The 17059-nt window shown below is 61.5% G+C and carries 13 protein-coding genes, 1 tRNA gene and 2 pseudogenes; 8 read left to right on the top strand and 8 right to left on the bottom strand.

Going from position 1 to position 17059, the window contains the following annotated elements:
- The first annotated feature begins 47 nt into the window (after positions 1-47).
- Positions 48-1298, top strand: a complete 1251-nt coding sequence (locus EDD25_RS04280; RefSeq protein WP_134172185.1) for a PucR family transcriptional regulator — start codon at positions 48-50, stop codon at positions 1296-1298.
- 14 nt (positions 1299-1312) lie between these two features.
- Here EDD25_RS04280 and EDD25_RS04275 read toward each other — a convergent pair.
- Positions 1313-2770 (bottom strand): annotated as a pseudogene (locus EDD25_RS04275) (PAS domain-containing protein); the annotation flags it as partial.
- A gap of 433 nt (positions 2771-3203) precedes the next feature.
- Entirely contained in the window at positions 3204-3599 is a 396-nt protein-coding gene (locus EDD25_RS04270) for a hypothetical protein (protein ID WP_134172183.1), read from the bottom strand.
- A 195-nt stretch (positions 3600-3794) separates the two neighbouring features.
- Between EDD25_RS04270 and EDD25_RS04265 the strand changes: the two genes are divergently transcribed.
- Together EDD25_RS04265 and EDD25_RS04260 are read left to right on the top strand one after the other, a co-directional pair.
- Entirely contained in the window at positions 3795-4124 is a 330-nt protein-coding gene (locus EDD25_RS04265; RefSeq protein ID WP_134172182.1) for an AAA family ATPase, read from the top strand.
- A gap of 122 nt (positions 4125-4246) precedes the next feature.
- Positions 4247-5050, top strand: a complete 804-nt coding sequence (locus tag EDD25_RS04260) for a DDE-type integrase/transposase/recombinase (protein ID WP_134172181.1) — start codon at positions 4247-4249, stop codon at positions 5048-5050.
- Between the two features lie 21 nt (positions 5051-5071).
- Here the strand turns inward: EDD25_RS04260 and EDD25_RS04255 are convergent, their stop codons facing one another.
- From EDD25_RS04255 to EDD25_RS04245, 3 genes are read right to left on the bottom strand one after another with little or no spacing between them, the layout of a single operon-like run.
- The gene (locus EDD25_RS04255) at positions 5072-6091 is read right to left on the bottom strand and encodes a tyrosine-type recombinase/integrase (protein ID WP_134172180.1); all 1020 of its coding nucleotides are present in this window, start codon (positions 6089-6091) and stop codon (positions 5072-5074) included.
- Positions 6078-7052, bottom strand: a complete 975-nt coding sequence (locus EDD25_RS04250; RefSeq protein ID WP_134172179.1) for a tyrosine-type recombinase/integrase — start codon at positions 7050-7052, stop codon at positions 6078-6080. Before EDD25_RS04250 ends, EDD25_RS04255 begins: the two co-directional genes overlap by 14 nt.
- Positions 7049-8293 (bottom strand): tyrosine-type recombinase/integrase, encoded by a 1245-nt coding sequence (locus tag EDD25_RS04245; RefSeq protein ID WP_134172178.1) that lies wholly within the window; start codon positions 8291-8293, stop codon positions 7049-7051. Before EDD25_RS04245 ends, EDD25_RS04250 begins: the two co-directional genes overlap by 4 nt.
- Before the next feature lie 199 nt (positions 8294-8492).
- Here EDD25_RS04245 and EDD25_RS04240 point away from each other — a divergent pair, with 199 nt between their 5' ends.
- The 3 genes from EDD25_RS04240 (at position 8493) to EDD25_RS04230 (ending at position 11675) form a co-directional block, all read left to right on the top strand.
- Positions 8493-9317 carry a Mu transposase domain-containing protein gene (locus EDD25_RS04240; RefSeq protein ID WP_134172177.1) on the top strand — a complete coding sequence of 275 codons (825 nt, stop codon included), beginning with the start codon at positions 8493-8495 and terminating at the stop codon, positions 9315-9317.
- On the top strand, positions 9317-10084 hold the full coding sequence (locus EDD25_RS04235) for an ATP-binding protein (protein ID WP_134175133.1): 768 nt from the start codon (positions 9317-9319) through the stop codon (positions 10082-10084). The genes EDD25_RS04240 and EDD25_RS04235 overlap by 1 nt, the downstream gene beginning before the upstream one ends.
- A gap of 157 nt (positions 10085-10241) precedes the next feature.
- Positions 10242-11675 carry an ATP-dependent nuclease gene (locus EDD25_RS04230; RefSeq protein ID WP_134172176.1) on the top strand — a complete coding sequence of 478 codons (1434 nt, stop codon included), beginning with the start codon at positions 10242-10244 and terminating at the stop codon, positions 11673-11675.
- A 338-nt stretch (positions 11676-12013) separates the two neighbouring features.
- Here EDD25_RS04230 and EDD25_RS04220 read toward each other — a convergent pair whose 3' ends face one another.
- Positions 12014-12595, bottom strand: coding sequence for a recombinase family protein (locus EDD25_RS04220; RefSeq protein ID WP_134172175.1), 582 nt, complete (start codon positions 12593-12595; stop codon positions 12014-12016).
- A gap of 1726 nt (positions 12596-14321) precedes the next feature.
- Here EDD25_RS04220 and EDD25_RS17905 point away from each other — a divergent pair.
- Positions 14322-14555 (top strand): annotated as a pseudogene (locus EDD25_RS17905) (site-specific integrase); the annotation flags it as partial.
- A gap of 30 nt (positions 14556-14585) precedes the next feature.
- Here EDD25_RS17905 and EDD25_RS04210 read toward each other — a convergent pair.
- Together EDD25_RS04210 and EDD25_RS17405 are read right to left on the bottom strand one after the other, a co-directional pair.
- Positions 14586-14657 (bottom strand) — tRNA-Arg (locus tag EDD25_RS04210).
- A gap of 37 nt (positions 14658-14694) precedes the next feature.
- Positions 14695-15339 carry an iron ABC transporter ATP-binding protein gene (locus EDD25_RS17405; protein WP_166671189.1) on the bottom strand — a complete coding sequence of 215 codons (645 nt, stop codon included), beginning with the start codon at positions 15337-15339 and terminating at the stop codon, positions 14695-14697.
- 43 nt (positions 15340-15382) lie between these two features.
- Between EDD25_RS17405 and argS the strand changes: the two genes are divergently transcribed.
- Positions 15383-17059: an arginine--tRNA ligase gene (gene argS / locus EDD25_RS04200; RefSeq protein ID WP_134172173.1), complete on the top strand. Its 1677-nt coding sequence runs from the start codon at positions 15383-15385 to the stop codon at positions 17057-17059.

Raw genomic sequence — 17059 nt, 5'->3', positions numbered from 1 at the left:
TGCGGCCGCACAACCAATCGGCATAACTACCGGATTACACTGAACGCATGGAAAGCAATGGAGCGCCGCAGAGTGTGCCGACCCCGGATGCCATGGTGGAGGGCGCTCGCGAGCTCTTCTCGGGCATGATCGACTCGGTCGGCGAGTTGTCAGACAGCGTCGTCGCCCAGATTATCAACGGCGAGCACGATTACGCCGAGAGCGTCCTCGCCGAAGGTGTGCTCGAAGGCATTGTGCACGACAACCTCGAGGCGATCCTGCAGTGCCTGCTCGGCATCAATGACTCGCTCGCCGCCCCACGCCATGCCGGCCGCGTGAAAGCCGAGCACGGTATCCCTATGGCGAGTCTGCTGCACGCCTACCGGCTTGCCGGTCTGCACCTGTGGGACGCGATGATGGCGAAGGCGACGACACCCGAACACGCAACCGCGCTGCTCACCGCGTCATCCGGAGTCTGGGGCATCATCGACCGGTACTCGAGCGCCGCCGCGGAGACGTATCGAGAGGTCGTTGACGAACGAGAACGCAAAGACCAGCAGAGCAAGAACGTCATGTTGCTCACGATTCTGGAAGGCGAGTTCTCGGGCGACGCCGGTCGAGCGGTTCGCGCTCTTGGCCTTCCCAACCAAGCGACCTTCGTCGTTCTTGCCGTCGAGATGCGGCACTCAGATGATGATCCGATTCCCGCTATCACCGACCTGCTTCGAGGGATGGGGGTCAGCTCGGCATGGGCCCCGTGGAAAGGTGAGTACCTGGGCCTGCTCGGAAGCGGGGCGGGTGCGCACCCGTCCGCCGCGGCGCAGGCACTTGACGGAACCGTCAGGTCACGAATCGGGGCGAGCCTGCCGCTGGAATCTCTCGAGCGCGCGCCAGACGCTGTGCGGCAAGCGCTTCTCGCCATGCGCTGCATCGCCCCCACCGCGGTGGGAGTGCATCTCTACGGCGCAGCCCCGATCGACACCATGCTTGTTGCTCAACCCGCATACGCTGCCGAACTCCGTGACGGCGTTCTCGGCGGGCTGGCCGACCTTGATCCGGATGATGCTCGCGTGCTGCTGGACACGCTGGAATGCTTCTTCGCTACCGACGGCTCGACCGCCGAGTGTGGCAAGCAACTTCATTGCCACCGAAATACCGTCCTTCACCGCTTGGGTCGGATAACCGAGATGACCGGGCGCTCCGTAGCGAAACCCGGCCAGGCAGCTGAGCTGTTTACCGCCCTTCGAGCGGTGCGACTGACCGGTTTATGGGCAACCCCCGCGCGTGCGCCCCTGCGGGCAGCTCTCAGGAGCGCCTGACCAGGCACGGTTGACACGGTTTCCTGCACCCACACCACGTCACCATCAGGCTGCTGGTATTGCCGGTCGACGTGCGCGGGACGCGACTTGACCGCTCGATTAAGCTCGAATGCCTCTAGTTGGCCCGCAGTGTCTTCAGGGTGCCGAAAGGCTTGGAGCAGTTTGCCGAGAATTTTATCCGTTGTGCGTCCGAGGATGTCGCACACTGCGGGGTTCACCTGGGTAAGCCGTCCGGCGAGAGTGGCTATCGCGGTGCCGATGGGAGAAAGGTCAAAACCTATCTGGAAGTTGGTCTCGGCCTCCCGGCGTTGGGTATGTGCCAGATGCAGATCCGTTACGTCCAATGTCGTGCCAAGGATTCGGACGGGGGATCCGTCCTCGGCAAATTCGGCATTCGCGCGGGAGTGCACCCATCGGACGTGGCCCGAAGGACTCACGACGCGGTAAATGAGGTCGACCGGTGCACCGGAGTAAAGACTCGTCACGGCGTTTTCCACGGTTTCACGGTCGTCGGGGTGAACACCGGTCAGCATCAGTTCCAACGACGCATTCTCGGCTACATCGACCCCGAGAATTCGCCAAAACTCGTCGGACCACCACCGTTCCCCGGTAGTCAGATCGAGCTCGAAGCTGCCAACACCCGCTGTGTGTTGTGTGGTGGCGAGGCGGGCCCGATCAAGATCCGACTCCGCTCGACGAAGATTCGCTTCACTGACGTCGCGGGCGATGAAGGAGGATCCCATCTTCACGTTCTGGGCGTCGTACAAGAAGGACACGCTGAGCGAAATCTCGACGGTCGATCCGTCTTTTCGGTGCCCAACCGTCTCCAGCGACCGAACCTGAGTGCCTGCGTCCAATTGTGTGTCAACGTCGTGATCAGCCGTCCCGAGCATGAGCGATGCAGGCTGCCCCACAGCCTCCTCTACGGAGTACCCGAACGTGGACTCTGCCGCTGCGTTCCAGGTCGTGATCACGTTGTCGGTGCCACAACTAAAGATAGCGTCGCTCGACGCTTCAACTTGTGCCGAAAGCATCCGCAGGGATGCCTCGGTGCGTTTGCGCTCGGTAACATCGCGGATGGCGCTGGAGAAGAGCATCCCCCGATCAGCTTTCAGGGGGCTGAGAGCGATCTCCACTGGGAACTCCGACCCGTCTCGGCGACGTCCGACAAGCTCGACGTTCGAGCCCATGGCCCGCGTGCTCGGGCATTCAGCAAAGCGGGCCAGGTGACTGGCATGCCCGGTACGGAATCGCTCGGGGAGGAGAATTTCAAGTCCCTGGCCGAGCAACTCAGCACGGGGATAGCCGAAAATTCGTTCCGCCTGAGCGTTGACAAGCACGATCTCGCTGTCCGCATTCACAATTACCATGGCATCCGGCGCCGCTTCGAGGAGCTCCCGGTACTCAAAATCGGATTGTAGTTGGGTGGCCGACCGAACGATCAAGTTTGGATTCAAACCGTTGTCTTCCATGAATCGTCGCTCTGGAGCTGCTGTGTCACTTTGCATGGACGCTCCAACGTGATCGTCAGGTCAACGCTCAGTTTGCGCACACGTTGACGGCGCGGGCCTCGCAGCGCGGGCAAAGCTCCAGCCTATATCCGATCAGGTCGCTTTCTGGCATGTCGAGCGTCCGCTCTGCAGCCCGGGCGGTGTTCCTTCGGAATGAAGTCGTCCCAGTTCATTGAGTGCGAAACGGTCCGCGCTCCGTGGGTCAGGATTGATTTCTGGGGCGGTGTTGCATTGCTCAAGTCAGGTTCACGGCGCCGAATCGCGCAAGAGATACGGATTCGACTTGTGAATAGCGACGATAAATGGCCGTACTATATCCGTCGATTTCCTGCGGAAGATATTCAGCAAGCGGTGGGCTGACGACTGGACAACGGACATCTGCAGGTAGTGCTGGTTAGACCTCGCCGCACTTGCCTGCCGGCACTGAAGGATGCCCAAAGAGCACGAGGCTCGTACCATCCGCCTCGTAGATGCTTACGTTCTCAATTCCATCGAGTTGAGACACGGCGGTGCATATCGCTAGGGCTGTGACGGCATCCGCACTTCCGTTAGAACCGCGTGGATCAACGATGGTCGTTGAAACATTAATGCGACCCGTTTCTGGCTCTTCGGCCTGGGTGACGAACGCAGCGAGCTCTGGTGAAAGCGCGGCAGAAACGTCCGCCGTTCGATCGACGACAGTCGCAACGGGCGCAGTCGTACCAGAGGACGTATCTACAGGCTCAGCCGTACCGGAGCAAGCAGAGAGGAGCAGGGCCGCCGCAAATACCACGGGAACAAGTTTCTTCATCCGCTCACTGTATCGGGCGCGTGCAATCGTCCCCGATATCGTCAGGGCGTTCAGCCGCTTACGACGCGGAGACGCGAGCGTTTGACGGAGAGCACGTCAGCGAATCCATCAAATTCGAGAGCAGTCCCTCTGACGTCATTAGCTAGAGATATGTTGGGTTACGTCACGCAGACGTGTCAATAATTGGGGGGAACGATGAAACTGACAAGAATTGCGATAGAGGGGTTCAGGTCGATCGCAGATTTGCCTGAGCTGGGGATTGGTGCTCCGACCCTTCTGACGGGCCACAACGATGCTGGAAAATCTTCCATCCTCGACGCGATTCGGTTCTTACTCAACGATTATGCGCTTCTGGAGCGCGACCGTACTTATGTGGCCAACCAAGAGGAAGGCCTGGAGGAGAATCAGAGTGGCCGTCGAGTGCCCCAGTCCTGGGTCGAAGGGGTATTCGCTCTCTCAGAAGTCGAACAGACCGAGCTGGGCCTTGGTGACCGCTGTGAAGTGGCGAGTAGCGCTTGGTGGTAGCGGCAGTCCGGCGAGTTGGTAGCACGTTTCCGGGAACACGGTAGCGCCGCCGGGCGGTGTACTGCTCTGCTGTGGAAGGACAACGCATACGGCGTTGTCGTTTCATTGCTAAGGGCGGGTTCATGGCGGACTATCGAAAAATATTGGGACTGTTGCTGGAAGGGCGCAGTTACCGCGAGGTTGTCGAGATCGCGGGGTGCTCGCATCGCGACGTGGCCCGGGTCCGGCAGGAGGTCCAGGAGCGGGGTCTGACCTCGGCGGTCGCGATCACCGACGCTGACGTCGCGGAATGGTTCCCGGACGGGCGCCGGAAAGTGTCGGAAGAGTACGACCAGCCCGACCTCTCGCGGGTGCTGGCCTCGATGAAAGCGAACCGGCACTTCACGTTGCTGTTGGCCTGGCGCCGATACGTCGACACCAAAGACGCGGGAAAGAAGTACGGGTATTCGCAGTTCTGCGCCCTGTTCACCGACTACCTCCGCAGCCACGATCTGGTGGCGGTACTCCGCCACGAGCCGGGCCGGGCGATGCTGGTGGACTGGGCCGGCGACACGATGGATGTCGTCGACACCATCACCGGCGAGGTGGTCCGGGCAATCTTGTTCGTCGCGGTGCTGCCATTCTCGGGGCTGATGTTCTGCCGCGCCTACGCGGACATGAAGTCCCCGGCCTGGCTCGACGCCCACGTTCAAGCGTTCGCGTTCTTCGGCGGCGTGACGCAGATTATCGTGCCGGACAACCCGACGACCTCCACGCACCAAACTCATAAGGGCGACGCGGAGCGGGTCGTGAACGCCCGATATCAGCAGCTCGCAGACCATTACCAGACTGCAATTGTCCCGGCCAGAGTGAAAAAACCGCGCGACTATCCCGAGGATTTTGTTATCCCGAGTTCTGGCCGTGAGGCCTGTGCGTTGGCGGCCTGAGCGACCATTTCCTCGGGATAATCATTTCAGGCCAGCGAGTTGGAGGATGAGATCGTCGCCTCCCGTCCAAAGCGGTGCGAGCTCGGGGTTGGCGCTGCCGGCTTTCTGGATCGCTTGACGCACCATCTCGTTATCCGCTGACGCGTAGATACTCGTGGTCGCGATGTTGGCGTGGCCGAGGAACTCCTTGATATGGGGAAGAGGAACCCCGGCGCGCAGCATCTGCATCGCGCGGGCGTGCCGCAGCTGGTGGGCATGGATCTTCTCCGGGACCTCCGGACATTCCTGTTGTGCGATCGCGGCGTGTTTGTTGAGCAGGTAGGTGATGTTGTCCTGGCTCATCTGCTGTCGGTGGCCCGCCCGGATTGTGAAGAACAACGGGGAAGCTGCTTCGGGGGTGCCGGGATGGAACTCGGCCAGATACTGCTCCAGGTGGCGCGCAGTTTTATCCATCAGGGGAACAGTTCTGATCTTGTGGCCTTTGCCGGTCAGCGTCACCCGGGCGGCGCCGACTGTGGTGTCGATATCGGCCGGAGTCAGATCCAGCATTTCCTGGATCCGTGCTGCGGCGTCAAACATGAGCAGGATTAGAGTCGTGTCTCGCCTGCCCCGGTTGGTGTTCTGTCCGGGCGCGCGGATCAACGCGTCGACGGCAGGCATACTCAACCCATCCGGTGCCCGCGCGGGTATTCGGGCGGGTTTGACCTGTCGGACGCCTAACCAGATCGACACCAGCGCCGGATCCTCGCCAGCGCAATAGGACAGGAACGACTTGATCGCGGCAAGGCGTTGGTTCGCCGAGGACACGCTCAGATGCTGGGTGTCGAGCAGCCAGGTGAAAAAGGCGGTGATGGTGGCGCGGTCGATCGCCTCGAAGCTGACCTCCGCGAGGGTGAGGTGCTGGGTTTCGCGCAGGAAGTCCAGCAGCGTGTTTAGCGCCGTTTTATAGGAGCGGATGGTGTGCGGGCTGAGCCGGCGGGCCCGCGGCAGATGGATAGTCAGCCATGCACGGACCAGGGCGAAGAACTCAACGGAGGCCATCGGGCGCCTCCGGCAGAGCGCCTTCGATGCCGGTGTTGGCGAGGCGGCGCAGATCAGGATGGAAATCCGCCGCGAGGTGGAAGTAGTACCAGGTGTCTTCGGTGTTGCTGTGTCCGAGGTGCAAACTCAGATAGGGCACCAACGATTCCGGATCTTTCCCGGCGACCGTCCACCGGTTGATGTTCTCGACCACGTGGGCGTGACGGAGGTCATAAACGCGCGGCGGAGAACCCGGGCTGGACGCGATGTGCGGATCGGCGGCGCCTAACAGCTGCTGGAACCAATAGTCGATGGTGCAATGGCTATAGAAGTTTCCCGAACGGTTGGGGAAGAACGGCATCCGATCTGGATGGTGGGCGCTGATCGTGGCGTCATAGTTTTGGCAGTACTCGTGCAAATCCGGGGACAGGAACACGATGCGGTCCTTGTGGCCCTTGGACTGCCGAATGTTCACGGTGCCACGAAGCAGGTCGACGTCGTTGCGGTGCAGCGTGCGGGCTTCGCTGGGACGCAGTCCCAGACAGTAGACCATCCGGAAGATTACCGGGATGATCACTTCCCGCCTGCCGCCGAAGCTGGTGGCCTGGATGGTATCGGCGGCGTCGAAGAGGGCTCGCAGCTCCTCGTGGGTGAAGATGTGCGGGCGGTAACGGATTTGTTTTCCCGGGATTCCTGACGGGATGACGTAGGCGGTCATGCCGAGCCCATTCATGTGTTTGGCCAGTTGCCGGATCGGGCTCATCCGCCGCATCTGGCCGTTGACGTGTTCTGCGGGCCGGGCGACGGCCCAGGCCATCGCCATCTCCTTCGTTAACGCCACCTGGCCGGGAAAGTCCTCCGCACACATCTGGTCGAAACGATGCAGATGCCGCTCGGACTCCTCGTAGGGCAACCCGAGCGCGTGTTTGACCTCGAGCAGGGACCGCAATGGCTCGGCCAGACCGCTGTAAAAGCCGCTCATGATCGTGTCCCTCGAGGTGCAATGCCCGCGAAGTCCAGACAACAGGCCCGCATCCGCGTCTCATCGGTGGACAGGTAGTGTTTCGCCGAGTCGATCGTCCGGTGCCCGAGCGCTCCGGAGATCACCGGTAGTAGCGTTCCGCCCTCGAGTAGCCGGGTGGCGAACGAGGCTCGCAATACTCTGAACCCGCGGCCCGTGCCGTTCTGGGTGATGGTCCCGCTGCGGGCAAAGGCGCGTGAGGCCACCCAATACAAACTGTCACATGGGCGAAGGCCGACGTAGGGAGCATGAGAGCGAAGGAACACATGATCGTCTTCACCACCAACCGGTCTGCCGTGCAGGAGATAGTCCGCGATCGCCTCACCAACATCGGCAAGCAGCGGCAACGTCAACACCGCCCCCGTTTTGTGTTGGACGAGGGTGATCTTCGCCTGCGCCCAATCGATATCACGCAACCGCAAACCGGCGATGTCCACCGGCCGCAGGCCCGTCCTGGCGCCCAGCAGCAACAGCGCCCTGTCCCGCAGACCCATCGGCGTGGAGATATCCGTGGAGTTCACCAGCGCGTCGATTCCGTCGGCTGGGACAACTCCCACCGAGCGGACACGTCGCACCATCTGAGCTGGGATCGCGTGTGAGAGTCCGGTGACGCTGCCGGATTCTTCCAAGAATCGACACAGCACGCGCAGCGCCGACACCACCGTCCTCATACTCCCCGGCTGATACCGGCCGCCGAGGAACACCACCATCGCTGACACGTCCGAGACAGATATCGACTGGGCATCAGCCACTGCGCGTTCGGGCAACCACGCCAACGCGGTGCGGGACACCGTGGCATACAAACTCTGGGTCGCAACGGCCACCGACTGGCTCTGCAACCAGACCTCGAACTGTTCCTGGACGGGACGGAAGACAGCATTCAGCGCATCATTAGGATGAGCCTGGCGAGACAAACACCACTGGTAGGAGCCCGTCCGTGCCACCTCGGACAAGACCAGAACAGCCTTGCGAAGAAGCCTGTGTTTCCAGTCCTTGAACCGGCCAGCCCGGTGTTCCGCCGCAATGAAGGCGACAAACGAGGCAACAGCCTCCTCGGAGAACTCCTCGATGCCGTCGCGGGAACAGAACCTCGCGAACTGGGACCAAGCCCACCGGTATTGCATGGTCGTCGACGGCGCATGTCCCAGCGGACCAATTGCCGCGTCAGCCTGCACGATCACATCGCTGATAGAAACACTCATCTCTGGCTCACCTCCAGTGAAAATCGATAGAGATGAGCCAGCGTAAACAGGCCGCGATTATCCCGAGGAAATGGCCACTCAGGCCGCCAACGCACAGGCTCCGCGACTGAAACTCGGGATAACAAAATCCTCGGGATAGTCGCGCTTATCCCGAATTCGGGATAAGCGCGACAAGGCATCAGCCGAGAATGCGGTGAATGTGGTCAACAAACGCGTCATCGGCTACCTCGAGGACGATGTCTTCACCACGCTGAGCGAGTTGAATGCTGCGATCCAGGAGCGGGTGCGGGTGCGGGAGATCAACCATGACATCCGCCGCGCCGACGACACGACCCGGTGGGAGAGGTTCGACGCTGAGGAGCGGGAGCTGCTGGGCGCGTTGCCCGACGCCGGGTTCGAGGACGTCGAGTGGAAGGAGCTCAAGGCCGCCCGGAACTACCACGTCACCGCGGACACACAACGGTATTCCGTGCCCTTCGCTCTGGCGGGCAAGCTGCTGCGGGTGAGGCTGACGTCTTCCCGAGTGACGATTTTCGACGGACACGAGAGCATCTGCGAACACACTCGGCTGACGGGCCGCAAAGGCCAATACTCGACCCTGCCCGAACACGTCCCGCCGCAGCACCGCAACATCGACGGGCTGTGGTCCAGGCGGTGGTTCACCGACCGGGCGCGCAGCTTTGGGCCGGCCACAGTCACGGTGATCGAGCAGATCCTCGACGGCCAGGTGATCGAGGCGCAGGGCTACCTGTCCTGCCAGAACATCCTCGACGGGCTCGGCAAGAACAACCGGGAACGGTTGGAGGCGGCCTGCCAGGAGCTCGTGAACCGCAGCGCCCACCCGACCTACTCCACCCTGAAACGTTTGATGGCGGCCATCGACAGCGACGCGAAGAAACCCCGGCCAGTCGTCCCGGCGGCCTCGACACGCAAACGCGTCAGCACCGTCGTTTTCCGCGACAGCATGCCAGACGTTTATGTTCGCGACGCCTCACACTACGCACGCGGCGAGGAGGGCAAGTGATGTTCACCAGCGTCGATTACGACAAGTTCCGGGCCCTTCGCGTCACCCACGTTGCGACCCGGCTGGAGGAACTGATCCAGGACGAGGGCAACGACACCCTCACCCCCGAGCAGCTCTTCCTCACCGCCGTCGACGACGCGCTGGAGTCCCGGCGCATCAACAAGGTCGACAAACTCATCCGCCAGGCCACCTTCCCGATCCCGGGCGCGACGGTTGCCGAGGTCGACTACCGCGAGGGGCGCGGGATCACACCGGTCAGAATGCGTCGCTATGCCGACCATGCCTGGCGGGCAGATCCGACGAATCTGCTCATCATCTCGCCCACCGGAGGCGGGAAAACCTACCTCGCCTGCGCGCTGGCCATCGGCGCCTGCCAGAGCGAGCACTCGGTTCTTTACTTCCGGATGGACGACCTCGCCCGACGGCTCATCATCGCCCGCGGCGACGGCATCGCCCACCAAAAGCTATTGAACGAGCTCTCCAACATCGACCTGCTCATCATCGACGATTTCCTCACCGTCGGCATCGACAGCGACGCCGCCAGCGACCTGTTCGCGATCCTCGCGAACCGCGAACACCGGCTCCCGACAATGATCGCCTCGCAAACCGGACCCGCGCACTGGGTTGCCGAGCTGCCTGACCGGGTCGCAGCGGACTCGATCGTGAACCGCCTCGCCAACAACGCCCGAATCATCAACCTCGGCCAGATCGACATGCGCAGGCACCGCAACGACCAAGCCCGCGCCCACGAGACCTACTGGGAATAACACCGGAGGCGGCCCGGGCAACCCGACCGGGCCGCTACCACCTCGTCAGAACTGCGCTACCAACTCGCCGGACTGGCGCTACCATCAAGCGCTACTCGCCAGTGAAGTCCGTATCCGTCGGATCGCCACTGATGGCGCATCATCAGGCTATGAGTATTTGACTAAAGTTTCCGCAAATCCGCTCTTGCGCGACTACGCGGGTAAAACTGTGGTCGAGCTCGGAGAGCTGTTCGCTGAACTCGGGAGCGAAGTCCCCAAGGGTGCCAAGCCGGTTTTAATCGCTGCTTTGGACGTTCTCGCAGCGGTCGAACAGCAGGACGCGTGGGCATCCCTTGCGTCGACTGTTGTTAAGCGCCTGCCGAAAGTTGAGCGTTTTGAGCCAAGCGGCTTGCGGGACGCTGAGAACTCAATTCAATCTGCGCTGCAAACGGCTTACAAGAAGCATGTTGAGGCCGATGCTTTGCAGGGAACCGTTCGGAGCCTCGAAGAAGAACTTGAAGGCAAGCTGCAAAAGGATGCCGAAGCAATCCGTGATCACATTCGCGCGCGATGTGGCGACATAGGCGAGGTCGAGATCCTGCCGGCGGTAAGTTTCAGCTCAGGGCTAAAGTCGACGCAGATAAGCGTCACGGGGAAAAAGGGCGAGGACATTCACTTGGGGGAGGCCGGGGCTGGTCGGGCCCGGCGCGTTTCGCTCGCGGTATGGGAATACACAACTGGTCTGCTCGATGGAGCGGGTGATGTTGTCCTGCTCTACGACGAGCCGGATACCCACTTGGACTACAAGCACCAACGCGATTTTATGCGCGTTGTCAGGGACCAATCCCGACTGCCTAACGTGAGAATGGTCATTGCTACACATTCCATGAATTTGATCGATGGCGTCGACATAGGCGACGTTATCCACATCAAGCATGTCGATCACCGGACGGTCGCTGACCAACTTGGCGATACCACGGAAGTTGGCCAGCACCTGGGCGCTGTGGCTGCGTCTCTCGGGCTGCGCAACACCGTCTTACTTCACGAACGGCTGTTCGTTGGGGTTGAGGGCCCTACCGAAACTGCCGCTCTGCCGGTTCTTTTCAAAACGGCTATGGGTCAACAACTCGAGTCGTGTGGCATAGCTATTTGGGCCTGCCGGAACAACGAAGGGGCGGCTGACTTCGCGAGTTTCCTTGTGAAACACGGCCGCTCTGTCGCTTTTCTCGTCGATGCCGACAGCCGCAACGTCAAGCATGTCTTCTCGGAGGGGAAGCTAAGACAGCGTGGCCTTGACCCGGATAAGCACGCCCTTTACATTGGTGCCCCGAACGAGATCGAGGACCTCTTCTCAGACGCTCAGTGGGCACAACTCGCCAATGCTCAATGGCCACGCGAGGATCAGACTGCCTGGACGAAATCTCACTTCGCTTCTCTCCGGGAAAAGAAGTTCAGCAAGGACCTCCTCACTGAGCTAAGAGAACAGAGCCTGGACGGTCCGAGTGGAAAGCCTGACGTGATGGTTGCTATGGCTCTGCACGTCAAGTCACCTGAAGACGTTCCCGAGCAGCTTAGAGATGCATTTCAGGCCCTCATTGAGCTTGCGATTTAGTTAGTTTGCGCCCGTGCGCGCATGCGCGCCTTCCGCTGCGCAGTCGTGGGGTTTGCCCAAGTATGAAATTTTGTTGATCGAGCGTGACTTATTCCATGCGACCGCGCGTCGAGGCCACACCATCTGCAACCGTTCGGGGTCGGAAGCCCTCTGACGGCAAGTACGACGAACGGCTTACCGATTAGATTAGGTCGATCCATCTCGTTCATTGCTGAAGCCAATCATGACCCCCCGACATTCTCGTGACCTCGGGATACAAGATGTCTCCCGCCCTACCTCCTGCGGCATGGAGATCTGTCCTCTTCCGCTGTCTAAACAAATGGTTCCCGAGACCGTCGCTAATGGAGGCCCATGCTGAGATACCGGTAGACGGTGGCACGGCTGGTTCCGATGATCTTCCCGATATCGGCAGGTTTCAGGCCTTGGGCCTTCAGCTCGTGGGCGCGCTTGACGTTGGCGTGGTCGGCGGTGATTTCGCGTCGTCCTGCTTTGCGCCCGTGGGAGGCTGCCACGGCCATGCCGGCGCGGGTGCGTTCGGAGAGTTGGTCGCGTTCGAGCTGTGCGAACGCGGAGATGATGGTGACCATGGCCCGGGCGATGGCGCCGCCCAGTTCGCTGTCCGGGTCGGTGGCGATGCCGTCACGTAGGGAGCGGAACTTGATGCCGCGCTCGGTGAAGCCGTCCAGCAGTTCCAAAAGGTGGCGGGTGTTGCGTCCCAACCTGTCTAGCTTCCACACCACAACTTCGTCGCCTCGGCTGAGGCGGTCGAGCATTTTGTCCAGTTCGGGGCGACTAGTCGTGGTTCCGCTGACCCCCTGGTCGCGGTAGATACGTTCGCAGCCGGCGGCTTCAAGTTCCCGGATCTGCAGCTCGGTGTTCTGGTCCGCCGTGCTCACTCGGGCATACCCAAGTCTCGTCATGTCGCTCGTCTTCCGCTATCTCGTCAAAGGACCTCCTGACGTGTTCTTGAGAATATCCGTATGAGACACGTTGTTGAGACAGTTGGGACGCGGGCACGCCGCGAACAGTCGATGTCATTTTCAGCACTCGTTTGCACGATTGCCCGCATGTTTTCGGGGCTGTGCAGGCAAGTGCTGAAAATGACACACTGCTGGCGCGTGAATCTCAGAGGCAGGTGGTGACGTGTCGGCTGTCTGTCCCGTCAAAGGAACCTTTAATGAGATGCCTGCGATGTACTCTTTGGGGCAGCTGTGCGGTGTGGAGCTCGAGGCTGGTGGCTGCTTTTCGCAGAGTCAGTTTGGTCCGGTCTGCTGACGGGGCGTTTGTCGTTATCGTCCGGAGGTGTGAACGATGGGGGTTTGCCCGCATGTTGATCTCATTGCGAGGGTTGCTTGTGCGTCGGCTCTGGGTAGGTTTTGTGCGATATCCCAGTTGAGAGTGGAATTTCGAGCGATGCGGCCTCTGTCGTTAAGGATGATTTGCGTTCCGGTGAGGTCGTACAGTCCATTGCTCTGACGTTTAGCCAGGACGCCGTAGAGGAGGGCGCCGCCATTTTGGTCTGTGCACTTTACGCCGGTCCCGTAGTCACTGAATCCGTTGAGCCCGAATCGGTAGGGAGTGCCGCCGACATCGGTTGTTGTGGCAAATGTACAGTCGATGAATGCGTGCAGCGTTGTCGTGCGACCATCGTCCAGGACGGTGACGGTGCCTCCCTCTCGGATGGACGTCCATCCACTGTGTGTGTTAGGTCCTGCGAGGTCATCTTTTAGAAGGATTGTGGCTCCGGACGCTGTGCGGATGCCGTAGTAAAACCCGTCCACCTCGGAGTAGAACTCAGTGTCGGGACGCCCGTCGAAGTCGACGTCCTGAATTGTGGCCAAGACCGCATCGGTGGGAACGGGCACGTTATTGGCGGGGCAGCCTGTGGCGGTCGTGGCAGTCGGTGACGGGCTGCGGGGTGACCCTGTTGGCTCAGCCGACGGTGAGGGGACCGCCGTCGGGACTGTCACGGACGGGACAGTACTCGGTGTCTCGGATACTGCTGGTGCGGCGTCCGGGCCGCCGGCAGAGACGCAGCCTGTCAGAGTGAATGCCAACACGATTCCGATAATTAACCCAGGCCCCCGCATGGAGGCGAGTCTACATCTCGGCTCGGTGGAGTCATTCCCGAGCTGCCCCAGGGGCAGTTGCCGCTTGACGTGTGGCCCTGTGCGAGTCCGCCGGGAAATGGCAGGGCCGATGATCCACTCTTCAGGCCTTTTGTGCTCGCCGGCGGGGGACGGGGCCAGCGGAGCCGACACGCCGGGCCTGCACTACTGGGGTTGCTTATCCAATGCCTCATCGCGGTTCGGTACGGTGAGGCCCTACGTCAGGCTCGGGTGAGGCCAAGATGGATTCTGGTTGTGTGTTTGTCAGGCTATACATTGACGGCCCTCGATATCCACGAGCTCAGAAAGCCTGCGGTCGCTTAGGCGAGCAGGCCCGTGCATCCCGCCTCAATATTAATAGAATCAACATACAGTAATAGAGATTTAGATGGCGGGTAGTTGCTTTTGGTACTGGTAGTCCACGTTGTTGGTGTGTTATCTCGTGACATCGTGGACACTAAATCTCATCACTTCGCGGACGATGAGTCTCATAACACACCACCTGCCTGGACTGGCGCTACCACCAAGCGCTACTCGCCACCATACGTGCGCGAGCTTGGCTGTATCGGCGGGTGCCAACGTAAAAGCGCTTCAGAGAATGCTCGGACATGCGTCAGCAAAAGAGACGCTGGACACGTACAGCGATCTCTTTGATGCGGACCTTGACAGCGTTGCAGCTGCCCTGAATCAGGTCATTATTAAAATGAATGTGGGCAAAATGTGGGCAAACCACGATTTGACAACATCAGGCGAAGCGTCGAAAGGTGCTTAGTTCCGCGTGATTACGCGGATCTGGCGAGTGTGCCCCCAGGCAGATTCGAACTGCCGCCCCTGCCTCCGGAGGGCAGTGCTCTATCCCCTGAGCTATGGGGGCCAGGGTGTTCATAAGGTTAGCACCCCGTGGCGGGTGACTAGCCCAGGTGGCCGAGCACCGTCGCCACGAGCGACTGCGCGTCGCCCGGCTCGAAGAAGGCGGGGGAGCTGAGCGTGACCCAATACGTGCCGTTGAAGACCTGTACCTGGCCGGTGCCGGCGCTCACGGTGAAAAAGCCCTCGATTTCGGGGGAGGTGCTGTAGGTCGGAACGACCTGGCTGCCCTCGATCGCCGCATCCTTCAGTGTCGTGTTCAGTGCATCTTCCGGTTGGGCGACAGAGATCGCGATGACCTCACCGCTCGACTGGTTCGACCACCCGCACGACACGCCGCTGTACTTTACTGCGGTGGCGGCGAGGCTGCCGTCGGCAGGTTCGTAACCGGGCGCGGTGCCGTAGTTCGGGTTGAAGTCGTAGGCATCCTGCGCCGTGAGAATCTGGTCGCACTTGTAAGCGACGGGCGTGCCGGTGGGCTCAGGCGTGGGTGTCGGCGTCGGTGTCGGTGTTGCGCTCGCTGTGGCCGCTGCGCTCGCCGTGGGCGTCGCGGAGGCGCTGGGGGACGTCGAATCCGCAGGCGTGCATCCGGTGAGAACGAGCAGCGCGAGAGCGCTACCTGCCAGAATGACGCCGGAATGACGCCGACGAGCGCGAGCAAGAACTGGGGTAGCACGAGAGTCAGTCACGCGTTGACCTTACCAAGAGTGAGGGGCCGGTAAGATTAAAGGTGTGACTCCCGCCGAACTTGCCCAGACCCTCTTCGACCTCATCAGCGAAGCTGGTGAGCGCCGACACGACGGTGAGAACGACGCGGTGGACCTCGGCCTCTCCGTGTCGGACGTCACCCTCGAACGCCCACGAAACCGCGATCACGGCGACTGGGCCTCAAGCATCGCCCTGAAGATCGCGAAGCCGTTCGGCACGTCGCCGCGCGAAATCGCCGCAGAGCTGGCCGCGGGGCTTGAGAAGCTCGACGACGTCGCATCCGTTGAGGTTGCCGGTCCCGGTTTCATCAACATTCGCCTCGAAGCCGCCGCCGCCGGCGCACTCGCCAAGAAAATCGTTGAGGCGGGCCCCTCCTATGGCACGGGTCACCTCTACGACGACCTCAAGATCAACCTCGAATTCGTCTCCGCGAACCCCACCGGCCCCGTGCACATGGGGGGTGTGCGCTGGGCGGCCGTAGGCGACAGCCTCGCCCGCGTGCTCACGGCGCAGGGGGCGGATGTCACGCGCGAGTATTACTTCAACGATCACGGCTCGCAGATCGACCGCTTCGCTCGTAGCGTGCTCGCGAGTTACCTGGGCGAGTCCACCCCAGAAGACGGCTACGGCGGAGCGTACATCGCAGACATCGCGAACACGGTCGTGGGCCTCTACGACGGCGACATCGCGACCCTCGCCCGCGACGACCAGCAGGAGGTCTTCCGCTCGGTAGGCGTTGACCTCATGTTCACGGAGATCAAAGAGAAGCTGCACGGTTTCGGCGTGGACTTCGACGTGTTCTTCCACGAAGACTCCCTGCATGAGTCCGGTGCCGTTGACCGAGCGATCGCCCGCCTGCGCGAGCTGGGCCACATCTTCGAGGCTGACGGCGCCATCTGGTTGCGCACCACAACCTTCGGCGACGACCGTGACCGCGTCATCATTCGCTCGAACGGCGAACCGGCCTACATCTCCGGCGACCTCGGCTACTACCTTGACAAGCGCGAGCGTGGCTTCGACCAGTGCCTGATCATGCTCGGCGCCGACCACCACGGCTACGTGGGACGCATGATGGCCATGGTCTCCGCCTTCGGCGACGAGCCGGGCGTGAACCTGCAGATTCTCATCGGCCAGATGGTCAACCTACTCAAGGGCGGCGAACCGGTGCGCATGAGCAAGCGCGCCGGAACCATCGTCACCCTCGATGACCTCGTCGACGCCGTCGGGGTCGACGCCGGTCGCTACTCGCTCGTGCGCTCCAGCAGCGACTCACAGCTCGACATCGACCTCGACCTGCTCGGGAAGCGCACCAACGAGAACCCCGTGTTCTACGTGCAGTACGCCCACGCCCGCACGTGTTCGGTCGCCCGCAACGCCGCCGCCTCCGGCGTGGAACGCACGGTCTTTGCGCCCGAGCTTCTCGTGCACGACAGCGAATCCGCCCTGCTCGGTGTGCTGCAGGAATTCCCCCGCGTCGTGGCGCAGGCCGCCGAGCTGCGCGAACCGCACCGTGTTGCCCGCTACATCGAAGAGGTCGCCGGCTACTACCACCGCTGGTACGACAACTGCCGCGTCATCCCGCTCGGTGAAGAACCCATCACCGACGTGCACCGCACCCGCCTCTGGCTCAACGACGCCACCGGCCAGGTCGTTCGCAACGGCCTCGGTCTGCTCGGCGTGGCCGCTCCGGAAAAGATGTAG

It is taken from the genome of Cryobacterium psychrophilum (assembly GCF_004365915.1).
GTDB lineage: Bacteria > Actinomycetota > Actinomycetes > Actinomycetales > Microbacteriaceae > Cryobacterium > Cryobacterium psychrophilum.
Note: the sequence above shows the minus strand (reverse complement) of the source record. Positions and strands in the feature narration are given on the sequence as shown.